Here is a 12474-nt window from a genome sequence, read left to right on the forward strand (position 1 = left end):
GAACTATGGTGTCCCACCACATGTCCGCCTGACCTGCGCCTTCCTACGGTGTCCCGACACGACCCGTCCCCAGCGAACACCCGGAAGTGGTGCACATGGCCTCCGCAGCAACCGCTCCACCAGCGCCTGCCAGTCTCCGGCGCATCGTCGCCGCCAGCCTCATCGGCACCACCATCGAGTGGTACGACCACCCACTCGAACAGAGCTACGACCTGCGGTTTTAGCTAGGAACGGGCGTTCGAGTCAGCACCGAATCAGCACCGAATCAGCACCGCGATCTCCCCCTACCGGTAGGCCACCACCAGGCGTTGCGGGACGGGCCCCACGAGGCACCCATCAGCCTTCGCCATTGATTACGCACCGTGTTCACACGGCGGTGCACGCTCATACAGTCGACCTGCTCCCTTGGCGTACCCCACGCGCCGCCGTTCCACCTCCCCGCAGCCGTTGTTCACCGGATCGAGCGACATGACCCTCGAGCAGCGGGGCCTCGCCATGAGGCATGTGCCCGGCGCTCAGCAGAGGCTTGCGGTCTCGTGCCGAGCCTCGGACTGGAGTGGGAGGACGAGCTGGGTCTTCAGAGTGAGTACGTCGTCCATCACCGACCGCAGGCGTTCAGGAGCGTCGGGCAGTACGTGGGCGTAGGTCTGGTAGGTCGTGCGCGGATCACTGTGGCTCAGCCATGCGGCCATGTCCGTCACGGGTACACCCTTGGCCAGACCGACCGAGGCAAAGAGGTGCCACAGCCACTGCGGCGTGACCCTCCGGGCGACCCCAGCGGCCTTCCTGGCCGCCTGTCACAGCCGATGCAGCAACGCGTACATCAGGATGTTCGTCCGCCCGACGTTGGCGAACAGATGGTCCCCCGCCATGCGGTTCGGGCCGTCAGCGACGCGGAAGGTGCCATGCCTCCGCACATGCTCACGGACTTTGGCCACAATCACGCCCAGCAGCAGTACGAGCCGCCCTTCACCCGGCGGGCGCCACTTCAGGGCCCGGATCCGATACGCCCGCCCCCGCCCCCGGCTGCCGCCCCCCGGCGCCTGCGCCGCCCAGCCGCCAGCGCTCCCCCGTCCTGCGTGATCTGCCGGTCCACGAGGAGCACGCCGGCTGAGAAGTCGAACTGGCGCAGGCAGACCGCGCTCGCCTCACCGATCCGCAACCCGCACCCGGCCATCAACCACACCAACAACCGGTAAGGCGCGGGAAGATGCTCCGCGATGGCCGTGACCTCGGCCAGCGTCGGCAGCCGCACTGTCTTGCGCCTTCCCCGCCTGCTGTAGTGACGGCTGGTGGTCCAGCCCCGGGACGGATCCTGGGCCCGATAGCCATTGGCGACCGCATAGCCGAGCACCCCACGCAGGATCCCGTAGCGGTTCACCACTGTGCTGCGCGCATAGCCACGCTCTTCGACCATCCACGTCAGCCAGCCCCGCAGGTCCTTGGGCTGGAGAGAACCGATGGCGCGCTGCCGGAAGTACGGTTCGACATGCAGACGCAGGCTCGCCTCGTACTGATACCGCGTGGACCCCGCATACGGCCCGCCGTCGATGTACTCGCGATACACATCAACCAAGGACCGTGACGACCCCAACACCCCGGCACGGACACCGAGAAGCTTCTCCTGCTCCACAGCGACGGCAAAATTCCGCGCCTGCCCCTTCCGGGAGAACGACACCTCCCGCTGCCGACCGCGACGCCCTCCCGGCTCTGGTACGGATGGTGGCCGCGACCATCTCTCCCGAGCCTTTCTCGATCACTGCGAAGACGTCGCGGACGAAGTGGAGCTGTATGGAAACAAGGTGTCGCTCTCGGCGGTGCAGATCGTTGATCTGGCATGGGGATCAAGGAGGGGGTACGGCAGCAACTTGCCGTGCGTTTCGTCGTGTTGTTGCCGCATCTGAACGAGCGTCAGCGGCGGCTGATGCTGGCAACGGAGGCGGGTCTGCTCGGCCATGGTGGCGTCCGCGCCGTCGCGCGGGTTGCCGGAGCGAGCGAGACCACCGTCCGCAGGGGCCTGCTCGAGCTGGAGGCGGACTGTGTGCCTCTGGGCGGGGGGCATGTCCGGCAGCCTTTCGTGAAGGCCGTCAGTTAGCCACCAGAACTGGAACCCAGGACCTGGGGCAGGTCAAGATGTCACCCAATCGTGCGGCAGACCCACCATCGCAAGGTGGACCATGGCTTCGGAGGGGTGGGGGTGGGCCTCGCAGTCGCTGGCCGGGCGGTGGTGGTTCATCAGCCAGCCAAGGTTCGCTCGACGGTACTCCGCCGAGGGTGGCGGCGTGCTCGGCGAGGTGTTTGCGGTATCCGCCGTCGACCCAGGTCTTGCGGATGGTGGGGCGCTCGGCGGCCACCCTCTCGATGAGGGCTTGGCCGGCGACGGAATCCTGCACGCTCGCGACAGTGACCAATACCGCCAGGAGCAGACCGCCGGTGTCGACGACGATGCGCCGCTTATGGCCCACGATTCCCTTGATGCGACGGTGCCCCAGGCGGATGAGTTGGCGGCAGACAGGACGCGGCCCGAGCCGACGACGCGTTCAGTGAGCCACCGGTTACCTGGCCGACGCTGCGGATCGGGCGGGCCGGAAGAGTGTGCGCAGGTGGTGGTCACGACGACGGCTGTGACCACCACACCGGTCGAGCGGTAACAGTCGCCTACCGCACCAGACACGGCCGCTTGGCGTCGAACTCCCAGCCGGGTACGAAGTATTGCATGGTGACAGCGTCGTCGCGGGATCCGAGCGCCTTCTCCCGGTAGAGCTCGTGGGCCGCGAGCAAACGGTCCATGTCGAGTTGGACGCCCAGACCCGGGGCGTCCGGGACGGCGATCTCGCCGCCGCCGATCCGCGGCGGGGCAATGGTGAGCCGCTCCAGGCCCTCCTGCCAGATCCAGTGCGTGTCGAGGGCGTTGTACTCGCCTGGCGCCGCGGCACCGCAGTGCGTGATCATGGCCAGGGAGATGTCGAAATGGTTGTTGGAGTGGCAACCCCAGGTCAGCCCCATCGCGTTGCACAGCTGCGCCACCCGCACCGACCCCTGCATGGTCCAGAAGTGCGGGTCGGCCAGCGGGATGGAGACCGACTGGAGGGCCAGGGCGTGGGTCATCTGCCGCCAGTCGGTGGCGATCATATTGGTCGCGGTGGGCAGGCCTGTGGCACGGCGGAACTCGGCGAGGATCTCCCGCCCGGAGTAGCCGCCTTCGGCTCCGCAGGGGTCCTCGGCGTAGGCGAGCGTGCCCGCCAGGGGCCGGCACAGCTCGATCGCCTCGCGCAGTGACCACGCGCCATTCGGATCGAGGGTGATCCGGGCCTCGGGAAAGCGGTCCTTGAGAGCGCGTACGGCCCTGACCTCCTCGGCACCCTCCAGGACACCGCCCTTGAGCTTGAAGTCCCGGAATCCGTAAAGGTCGTAAGCCGCCTCGGCCTGCCGGACGATCGCCTCCGGTGACAGGGCCTCCTCGTGCCGGACCCGGTACCACTCCACAGGGGAGTCGGGTTCGCGGACGTACTCCAGGTCGGTCCGATCCGGGTCGCCGACATAGAAGAGATAGCCCAACATCCGTACGGACTCCCGCTGTTGGCCGTCCCCCAGTAGCGCCGCGACGGGCACATCGAGGTGCTGCCCGAGGAGGTCGAGCAGCGCCGACTCGACGGCGGTGACGGTGTGGACGGTGGTCCGCAGATCGAAGGTCTGGGCGCCCCGGCCTCCGGCGTCACGGTCGGCGAACCGGTCACCGATCTCGCGCAGGACGCGCTTGTAGTCGCCCACCTTCGCCCCGAGGACGAGAGGTTCGGCGTCGCGGAGGGTCTGCGTGATCTTCTCGCCGCCGGGCACCTCCCCCAGTCCCGTACGGCCCTCGGAGTCCTTCAGAACCACGACGTTGCGGGTGAAGTACGGGCCGTGCGCGCCGGAGAGGTTCAGCTCCATGCAGTCGCGGCCGGCGACGGGGTAGACAGAGAACTCGGTGACGGTCGGCTGACTGCTCATGCTGGTCCATATCCCTTGTGCATTAGGTAAGTTGAGTTAGAGGCTCAGGACGTCCAGCGCCCACTCGGCCGCCAGGACGCCGCCCAGGCCGAGGATGGCGAGCACCGTCGTATAGGTGGTACGGACCTTGATCGCCTCGATGACGGAGAGGTTGAAGTACTCCTTGAACAGCCAGAATCCCGGGTCGTTGACATGGGAGCAGGCGATGGAGCCGCAGGCGACGGCGAGCACCATGATCTCCGGGTGGACCCCGCTTCCCGCCAGGAGCGGCAGCACCACGCCGGAGGCCGTGACGACGGCGACCGTTGCCGAGCCGAGCGCGATGCGGAGGATGACGGCGACGAGCCAGGCGAGGACGATCGGCGAGATGGACCAACTGTCGGTGGCGTCCTTGATGTAGTCGGAGATCCCGCCTTCGACGAGGACGTTCTTGAAGGCCCCGCCGGCGCCGATCACCAGGAGGATCATCGCCATCGCCTTCGCCGCCGAGGTGCACGAGGCGCCGACCTCCTCCAGACTCCGGCCGATCCGCGGCCCGAACGCCCAGACCGCCAGGCACAGGGTCAGCAGCAGCGCGACCGGTGCCGAGCCGATGAAGGCGACGGTGTGGAGGAACGGGCTCTCGGTGTCGGTGGCCATGTCGGTCACGGCGGCGGTCACGATCAGCACGACGGGGAAGAGTGCCACGGACAGCGACCAGCCGAGGCCGGGCATCTCCTCGTCGGTGAACTCCCGCTCGGTGACCAGGCCCTGAGGGATGGACGGGTTCATCGCCTGGACGAACGGCAGGCGCGGCCAGGTCAGGGCGATGAGCGCCCCGACAGGGATCGCGATGAACAGGCCGTAGAACAGGGTCAGTCCGACGGAGGCGTGGAATGTCGCGGCGACGGCGGTGGGGCCGGGGTGCGGCGGCAGGAAGCTGTGCATGGTGGACAACGCAATGGACATCGGCAGGCCGACCCAGAGCAGCTTCACCCCAGTGACCCTGACCAGGGTGAACGCGATGGGCACGATGATGATGAAGGCGACCTCGTAGAACATGGTCACGCCGATCAGCATGGACGTGACCACCATGGCGATCTGGACCCCGCGCGGGCCGAAGGCATCGAGGAGCCTGCCCGCTATTCGCTGCGCGGCGCCGGAGTCCCCCATGACGCGGCCGACCATCGCGCCGAGCCCGATGGTGAGCATGGTGTCGCCGATCTGGCCCCCTATGCCCTCGGAGAGGACGTCCGGGATGGTCGCCACCGGGATGCCCCGGACCAGTGCGACACCGACGGCCACGAGCAGCAGGGCCGCGAAGCCGTTCAGTTTCAGCCTGGTCATGAGCAGCAGCAGGATCAGAACACTGATCCCGACTACGACGAGAGGCATGGCAGTTCCCCTTTGAACTGTTGAGTGAGCGGTCGGAGGCTCCGCGGGCACTGTGTACGGCCCGATCGACCGCACGCGGAGCGAAGAGCGACGGGTGGGTGGCGGCTCCGGCCTACTGCCGGTCTGCCTGAGCCGGGCCGCGCGTCATCCAGCGGGAGCGACAGCCACCCGCGGGTTCGTCGTACGGCCAGGGATGCCCGGGTTCGTCAAGCGGATCGTCGTACGGCGCCGACCAGGCTCAGGCCGTGGTCCAGCACCTTCTCCAGGTCGGCGAGGTCGGTCGGGCCAGGGTCGGTGAGCGGTGCGCGCACCGGGCCGACCGGGAGGCCGCGCAGCCGGGCGGCGGCCTTGACCAGGGAGACGGCGTAGCCCGGCACCCGGTCGCGCAGTTCGACCAGCGGGACGTAGAACTCGCGCAGGAGCACGGTCACCACCGCGTCGTTCCCGTCCCGCAGGGCGGTGAAGAAGGCATTCGCGATCTCGGGCGCGAAGGCGTGGACGGCCGACGAGTAGGCAGGGACACCGACGGTGGCGTACGCGCGGGCTTGGATCTCGGCGGTGGCGGCGCCGTTGAAGAAGAGGAAGTCCTCGGGCGCGGAAAGGGTGAGGCGCTGGAGCCGGTCGAGGTCGCTGTGGCCGTCCTTCAGACCGATGACGGTGGGGATCTCAGCGATTCGGCGCAGGCCGTCGACGGAGAAGGCGACCTGGCCGCGCTGGTAGGCGATGAGGGGCAGCCGGGTCCCGTCGGCGATACGGCGCAGCTGCTCCACCAGACCGTCCTGCGGGGCCCCGACCAGGTAGTGGGGCAGTACCAGCAAGGCGTCCGCGCCGACTTCCTCCGCGATACGGGCGAACCGCAGCGCCTGCGCCCAGCCGTAGCCAATGCCCGCGACCACCGGCAACCGCCCGTCGGCGACCTCGACCGTGGCCCGCACGACCGCCCGGTACTCGTCCTCGTCCAGCGAGAAGAACTCTCCGGTCCCGCAGGCCGGAAACACCGCGCCGGGGGCGGTGGCCAACTGGTCGGTCAGGTACGCCCGGTACGCGGCCAGGTCGAGGCCGCCGTCGTCCCCGAAGCTCGTGAGCGGGAAGGACAGCACCCCGTCAGCCATTCCCTCACGGACCCGCTGGGCGACCCCTGCGACCTCCGCGCTGTTGCTTGCCATAACTCTCATCCCTATATGCAGATGCCGTCCATGTATGTAGATGAAGGTTAGGTCGGTGAACTTGAAGGGTCAATGGGTGTGCGGCCACCGATCGGCGCGGATTTACGATGGGCCCATGTCGGAGGGAAGAGGTGTCCGCGGCGTGAAGTCGGCGGCCCGGACGGTCGCGCTGCTGGAACTGCTCGCCGCGCGGGGCGAGCGGCCCTCGCGTCTGGACCAGCTCGCGGAGGAGCTGGAAGTGCCGCGCAGCAGCATGTACCAGCTGCTGCAGACTCTCGTCGACTGCGGCTGGGTCCGCACCGACGCCACCGGATCCCTCTACGGCATCGGGATCCGCGCGCTGCTCACCGGGACCAGCTACCTCGACGGCGACCGGCGCATCCATGCGGTCCGCCCGTATCTCGACGAGGCCTCGGACGCGCTCGGCGAGACGATCCACATGGCACGCCTCGACGGCCCGGACGTCGTCTACCTCGCCACCCGCGAGTCCCACGAGTACCTGCGCACCATCAGCCGGGTCGGCCGCCGCATCCCGGCTCATGCCGGCGCCCTCGGAAAGGCGCTGCTCGCCGAGCGCGCCGACGACGAACTGCCGGTCCCCGACGGGCCGTTGACCGCTTTCACGGAGAAGACGCACACCGACCGCGCCGCACTGCTCGCCGACTTGGCCCAGGTGCGCGAGCGCGGCTACTCGATCGACCACGAAGAGACGGTGCCCGGTATCGCCGGCTTCGGCTTCGCCCTCCGTTACGACACCCCGGCCACCGACGCCATCAGCTGCTCGGTCCCGGTGGCCCGGCTGACCCCTGAACACGAGAGCCGCATCGTCTCCGTGATGCGGGAGATACGAGCGAAGATCGAAACCCACCTGCCGCCCGCCTCAGGCGCACCCGACTGGCGCTGAGGCTGCGCGTACACCCCGTGGCCCTCGTCGCCGAGATCCGAACATCGGCGGTCGCGCTCTGCGACGCCGTCTGTTGAGCTGCCCCTGAAGTCCCCAGCCAGGGTTTCGCGCGGCACACGTGGAGGCCACGCTCACACTCCGACCCCGAACTATGTTGTCCCGCCACATGTGCGCCCGACCTGCGTGTTCCTAGCGTGTGCCGACACATACACGTCCCCACCGAACACCTGGAAGTGGTGCACATGGCCTCCGCAGCAGCCGCTCCGCCGACGTCCGTGAACCTCAAGCGCATCGTCGCCGCGAGCCTCATCGGCACCACCATCGAGTGGTACGACTTCTTCCTCTACGGCTCGGCCGCCGCCCTCGTCTTCAACAAGCTGTTCTTCCCGGACTCCGACCCGCTCGTCGGCACGCTGCTGTCGTTCCTGACGTACGCGGTCGGGTTCGCTGCCCGGCCGCTCGGCGCGCTCGTGTTCGGGCACTACGGCGACCGGCTCGGCCGCAAGAAGCTGCTGGTGCTGAGCCTGCTGCTGATGGGCGGGGCGACGTTCGCCATCGGCCTGCTGCCCACGCACGCGACCGTCGGCGCCGCCGCCCCCGTGCTGCTCACCACGCTGCGTCTGGTGCAGGGTTTCGCCCTGGGCGGCGAGTGGGGCGGCGCCGTCCTGCTGGTGTCCGAGCACGGGGACGCCAGGCGTCGCGGGTTCTGGGCCTCGTGGCCGCAGACCGGAGCACCCGCGGGGCAGCTCCTGGCCACCGGTGTGCTCTCGCTGCTGACCGCCACGCTGTCGGACGACGCTTTCGGCTCCTGGGGCTGGCGCATCCCGTTCCTGCTCTCCGGCGTCCTGGTGGCCGTCGGTTTGTGGATACGTCTGTCTGTCGATGAATCGCCGGTCTTCAAGCGGGCGTTGGCGCAGGCCGAGGCCCGTAAGGGGGCGCGGACCGAAGAGCCCGAGAAGCTGCCGCTGGTCTCCGTACTGCGCGACCACTGGCGCGACGTGCTGGTCGCGATGGGCGCCCGGATGGCGGAGAACATCAGCTACTACGTGATCACCGCCTTCATCCTCGTGTACGCCACCACGTCGGCCGGCGTCTCCAAGCAGACGGCGCTCAACGCGGTGCTCATCGCGTCCGCCGTGCACTTCGCCGTCATTCCGGCGTGGGGCGCGCTCTCGGACCGGATCGGCCGCCGGCCCGTCTATCTGCTGGGCGCCGCCGGAGTCGGCCTGTGGATGTTCCCCTTCTTCTCCCTCATCGACACCGGGGGCTTCGGGAACCTGGTCCTCGCCGTCACCGTCGGCCTGGTGCTGCACGGCGCCATGTACGCGCCCCAGGCCGCCTTCTTCTCCGAGATGTTCGCGACCCGGATGCGTTATTCGGGTGCCTCGATCGGCGCCCAGTTCGCCTCGGTCGCGGCGGGCGCGCCCGCACCGCTCATCGCGACCGCCCTGCTGTCCGACTACGGCAGCTCCACACCGATCTCCCTGTATGTGATCGCGGCGGCCGTCGTCACGCTGATCGCGGTGGGGGCCGCCAAGGAGACACGGCACCGCGACCTGGCCGAGGTCGACGCCCCGACCGACGATCGGCCCGTGGCGGCCCCGACGGCGGACGCCCGCACCGCCTGAACCCCCGGCCCCCCACTCCCGCACTGACCCCCGTACGCAGCTGACATGTACGGGGGTCAGTGCGGGGCTGCGGACGACAACCGGTGCAGCCGCAGGGCGAGTTGGATCTCCAGCACGCGGGCCGGGCTCTGCCAGTCGTCCCCGAGCAGCCGCCCCACCCGCTCCAACCGCTGCGCCACCGTGTTCACATGCACATGCAGGTCGTCCTTCGTGCGCGCCGGACTCATGCCGCACGCGAAGTACGCGTCGAGGGTGCGCAGCAGATCGGTGCCCCGCCGCTCGTCGTACGTCACCACCCGGCCGATGGTGCGGTCGACGAAGCCGGAGATGTCCCGGTCCCCGGCGAGCAGGAGCCCCAGAAACCCGAAGTCCTCGGCGGCGGCGCCGTCTCCGGCCCGGCCGAGCAGGCGCAGGGCTTCCAGGCAGCGCTGCCCCTCCGCGTACGCCGCGACCACGGCGTCCGGGCGGGCGGCGAGCTGCTCGACGGGCGCGGAGGCGCCGACGGTGACCTGCTCACGCACGGCGGTGCCCAGGTCCCTGGCCGTACGGCGGGCCAGGGTCGTCGCGGTGTCGCCGGGGCCGAGGGGGAGCAGCAGGACGGTGCCGCCCTCGCGGGCCGCGGCCAGCCCGTGCCGGGTGCCGGCGAGATGGGAGGCGGCGGACCACAGCCGTCTGCGAGCGGCGGCCTCCTGGTCGGCATCGTCGGCTGTGGCGTCGAGCCGGGCGGCCAGCACCACATGGGGACCGTCGAGATCGGCGTGCAGGCGGGCGGCCCGCTCGCGCAGCAGCCGCGGATCGCGGTCGCGGGCGTCCAGCAGGTCGTCCAACAGCTCGCCGCGGACGCGCTGTTCGGCCTCGGAGGCGGAGCGTCTGGCGAGCAGGAGCAGTGATGTGACCATCGCGGCGCGCTCCAGGGTGCGCTGGTCGACGGGGTCGAGGCCCGGATGCCCGCGCAGCATCAGTGTGCCGAGCAGTTCGCCGCCGGCCGCCACGGCGGCGACCCAGTCGTCCCCGTGCCGCACGGCGTGGCCCTCGACGCGGGATGCCTCCAGCGCGGCGGTCGGTGCGTCGCCCGGCTCGGCGAACTCGACGGTGCCGTCGAGGACTTCGGACACGGCGGCGGCCACGTCGTGGACCCCGCCGCCGCGCAGCACGAGTTCGGCGAGCCGGTCGTGGACGTCCGACGCGCGCTCGATCACTCCGCTGCGGTCCCGGATGATCTCGTTGGCGCGGCCCAGACGGTCGAGGGCGGAACGGGTCTCCGTGAGCCAGTTCGCCGTGTCGATCGCCGCTGCGGCCAGGGCCGCGAACGAGCCGAGGAGGGCGATCTGCTCCCGCTCGAAGACCCGCGCGCGACGGTCCGCCGCGAACAGCACTCCGATGACCTGCGGCCCGATCATCAACGGCACGCCGAGAATCGCGACGAGCCCTTCGTCCCGTACGCCCGCGTCGATGGCCCGGGTGTGCTGGAAACGCTCGTCCTTGAAGTAGTCGTCGGTGACATACGGGCGGGCGGTCTGCGCGACGAGTCCGCCCAGTCCCTCCCCCATGCCGAGCCGCAGCTGCTGGAAGCGCGCGGCCACCGAACCCTCGGTGACCCTCATATAGGTGTCGCCCCTGGCCGCGTCGTGCAGGCTCAGATACGCGACGTCCGTGCCCAGCAGTGACCGGGCCCGCTGCACGATCGCCCGGAGCACGGCATCGAGGTCGCGCAGGCCCGCCAGGTCGTGCGCGGTCTCGAACAGCGCGGAGAGCTCGGCCTCACGGCGGCGCCGGCCCTCTATCTCCGAGCGCACACGCAGGGCCAGCAGCATGGCCTGTTCGAGCGCGGCGATGCGCTCGGGCGGACGGCCCTCGGCGCGGGCGAGCAGCACCGGCTGCTCGTACGCGTCGGCGGACGCGCCTCTGGCCAGGAGTTCCAGAAACGGCGCCTCGGCGCTGTCGGCGGAGCGCTCGGCGGGTTGCACGTGATCGCGGGACATGCTCACAGGATTACGCATCGGCGGCCCGGCACCAGGGCCCCTGTGGACAACTCATGACGTGCTCCTGACCGGCTCCGGCTCAGTGCGCAGTCCAGCCGCCGTCCAGCGCCAGCGACGTACCGGTGATGAAGGCCGCCTGGGGACCGCACAGATAGGCCACCGCCTCCGCGACCTCCGCCGGCTCGATGAGCCGCTTGACCGCGCTGTCCTGCAGCAGCACCTCGGCCAGCACGCGCTCCGCCGGAATCCCGTGCGCCTGCGCCTGGTCGGCGAGCTGCTTCTCGACCAGTGGGGTGCGCACATAGGCGGGGTTCACACAGTTCGAGGTGACTCCATGGGGTGCGCCTTCCAGGGCGGCGGTTTTCGAGAGCCCCTCAAGACCATGTTTTGCGGCCACATACGCCGACTTGAACGCCGAGGCGCGCAGCCCATGGACCGACGACACATTGACGATACGGCCCCAGCCCTGCCCGTACATATGGGGCAGCGCTCCGCGGATGAGCCGGAACGGTGCCTCCAGCATCACGGTCAGCACGGTGTGGAAGACGTCGGGCGGGAACTCCTCGATGGGGCGCACCAGTTGCAGCCCGGCGTTGTTCACGAGGACGTCGGTGCCCGCGGCGGCCTGTTCCGCCGCGTCGAGGTCGGTGAGGTCGAGGACATGCGGCTCGACGGTGCCCGCGAGGCCATGGGCGAGTTCGGCCAGCGCGTCCAGGCCGACGGCGTCCCGGTCGACCGCTCTCACCTTGGCTCCGGCGGCGGCGAGCCGCAGCGCGCACGCGCGGCCGATGCCGCCCGCGGCGCCGGTGACGAGGGCGGTTCGGCCGCCGAGGTCGAGTGCGGAGGCGTGGAGGCCCGAGAGGGCGCTGGGCGCGGTCATGTCTCGACCCTAGGCAGCGCCCTCGCCCCGACCGATATGGTCACCACACACACTTCAGCCTCAGGTCATAGGGTCGAACCATGTGGGTGCGTCGGCCAGTGCCTGCTTGATCCGGAAGAGTGCGTGGTCGTTCAGTTCCGGCAGGGCGTCCACGTCGAACCAGCCGACTTCCAGCGACTCGTCGTCGTTGACACGGGCTTCGCCGCCGACGGCCCGGCAACGGATCGTGATGTCCATGAACTGACAGATGTCGCCGTTCTCGTACGTGATCTGCTTCAGGGCCTGTACGAGGACGACGCGCTCGGGAACACACCGTACGGCCGTCTCCTCGTACACCTCGCGGACGGCGCAGGCGGCGGGCTGCTCCCCCGGGTCCGGCATTCCGGCGATGACCGCCCACATTCCGGTGTCGGCCCTGCGCCCGAGGAGCACCCGGCCCTCGTCGTCGAAGACAAGGGCGGTGACGCCGGGCAGCCAGAGCAGCTGCTGCCCGGCGGTGGCACGGATCGTGCGGATGAAATCAGGAGTAGCCATGCACCGACCCTAATGG

The 12474-nt window shown here is 69.7% G+C and carries 10 protein-coding genes and 2 pseudogenes; 3 read left to right on the top strand and 9 right to left on the bottom strand.

The window, feature by feature from the left end:
• Window positions 1-515 precede the first annotated feature (515 nt).
• Complete coding sequence (locus AB5J50_RS06535; protein WP_369255766.1) at window positions 516-701, bottom strand: hypothetical protein; 186 nt, start codon at window positions 699-701, stop codon at window positions 516-518.
• 287 nt (window positions 702-988) lie between these two features.
• The gene (locus AB5J50_RS06540) at window positions 989-1633 is read right to left on the bottom strand and encodes a tyrosine-type recombinase/integrase (RefSeq protein ID WP_369255768.1); all 645 of its coding nucleotides are present in this window, start codon (window positions 1631-1633) and stop codon (window positions 989-991) included.
• A 204-nt stretch (window positions 1634-1837) separates the two neighbouring features.
• Here AB5J50_RS06540 and AB5J50_RS06545 point away from each other — a divergent pair.
• A pseudogene (locus AB5J50_RS06545) lies at window positions 1838-2032 on the top strand (ISAzo13 family transposase); the annotation flags it as partial.
• 235 nt (window positions 2033-2267) lie between these two features.
• On the opposite strand, the pseudogene AB5J50_RS06550 reads toward AB5J50_RS06545, so the two are convergent.
• From AB5J50_RS06550 to AB5J50_RS06565, 4 genes and pseudogenes are all read right to left on the bottom strand, one after another.
• A pseudogene (locus tag AB5J50_RS06550) lies at window positions 2268-2474 on the bottom strand (transposase); the annotation flags it as partial.
• Between the two features lie 184 nt (window positions 2475-2658).
• Window positions 2659-3990 carry an enolase C-terminal domain-like protein gene (locus AB5J50_RS06555; RefSeq protein ID WP_369255770.1) on the bottom strand — a complete coding sequence of 444 codons (1332 nt, stop codon included), beginning with the start codon at window positions 3988-3990 and terminating at the stop codon, window positions 2659-2661.
• 36 nt (window positions 3991-4026) lie between these two features.
• Window positions 4027-5364: a gluconate:H+ symporter gene (locus AB5J50_RS06560; protein WP_369255772.1), complete on the bottom strand. Its 1338-nt coding sequence runs from the start codon at window positions 5362-5364 to the stop codon at window positions 4027-4029.
• A 206-nt stretch (window positions 5365-5570) separates the two neighbouring features.
• Window positions 5571-6530, bottom strand: coding sequence for a 5-dehydro-4-deoxyglucarate dehydratase (locus AB5J50_RS06565; RefSeq protein ID WP_369255774.1), 960 nt, complete (start codon window positions 6528-6530; stop codon window positions 5571-5573).
• Between the two features lie 115 nt (window positions 6531-6645).
• On the opposite strand from AB5J50_RS06565, the gene AB5J50_RS06570 reads away from it, so the two are divergent.
• Together AB5J50_RS06570 and AB5J50_RS06575 are read left to right on the top strand one after the other, a co-directional pair.
• Window positions 6646-7434, top strand: a complete 789-nt coding sequence (locus AB5J50_RS06570) for an IclR family transcriptional regulator (RefSeq protein WP_369255776.1) — start codon at window positions 6646-6648, stop codon at window positions 7432-7434.
• Between the two features lie 242 nt (window positions 7435-7676).
• Window positions 7677-9062, top strand: coding sequence for an MFS transporter (locus AB5J50_RS06575; protein WP_369255778.1), 1386 nt, complete (start codon window positions 7677-7679; stop codon window positions 9060-9062).
• A 56-nt stretch (window positions 9063-9118) separates the two neighbouring features.
• Here the strand turns inward: AB5J50_RS06575 and AB5J50_RS06580 are convergent, their stop codons facing one another.
• The 3 genes from AB5J50_RS06580 to AB5J50_RS06590 form a co-directional block, all read right to left on the bottom strand.
• Window positions 9119-11044: a helix-turn-helix domain-containing protein gene (locus AB5J50_RS06580; RefSeq protein ID WP_369255780.1), complete on the bottom strand. Its 1926-nt coding sequence runs from the start codon at window positions 11042-11044 to the stop codon at window positions 9119-9121.
• Between the two features lie 79 nt (window positions 11045-11123).
• The gene (locus AB5J50_RS06585) at window positions 11124-11924 is read right to left on the bottom strand and encodes a 3-hydroxybutyrate dehydrogenase (RefSeq protein WP_369255782.1); all 801 of its coding nucleotides are present in this window, start codon (window positions 11922-11924) and stop codon (window positions 11124-11126) included.
• Window positions 11925-11984: 60 nt separating this feature from the next.
• Entirely contained in the window at window positions 11985-12458 is a 474-nt protein-coding gene (locus AB5J50_RS06590) for an NUDIX domain-containing protein (protein ID WP_369255784.1), read from the bottom strand.
• Between the last annotated feature and the right edge of the window lie 16 nt (window positions 12459-12474).

This window comes from Streptomyces sp. R35, from assembly GCF_041053035.1.
Lineage (GTDB): Bacteria > Actinomycetota > Actinomycetes > Streptomycetales > Streptomycetaceae > Streptomyces > Streptomyces lutosisoli.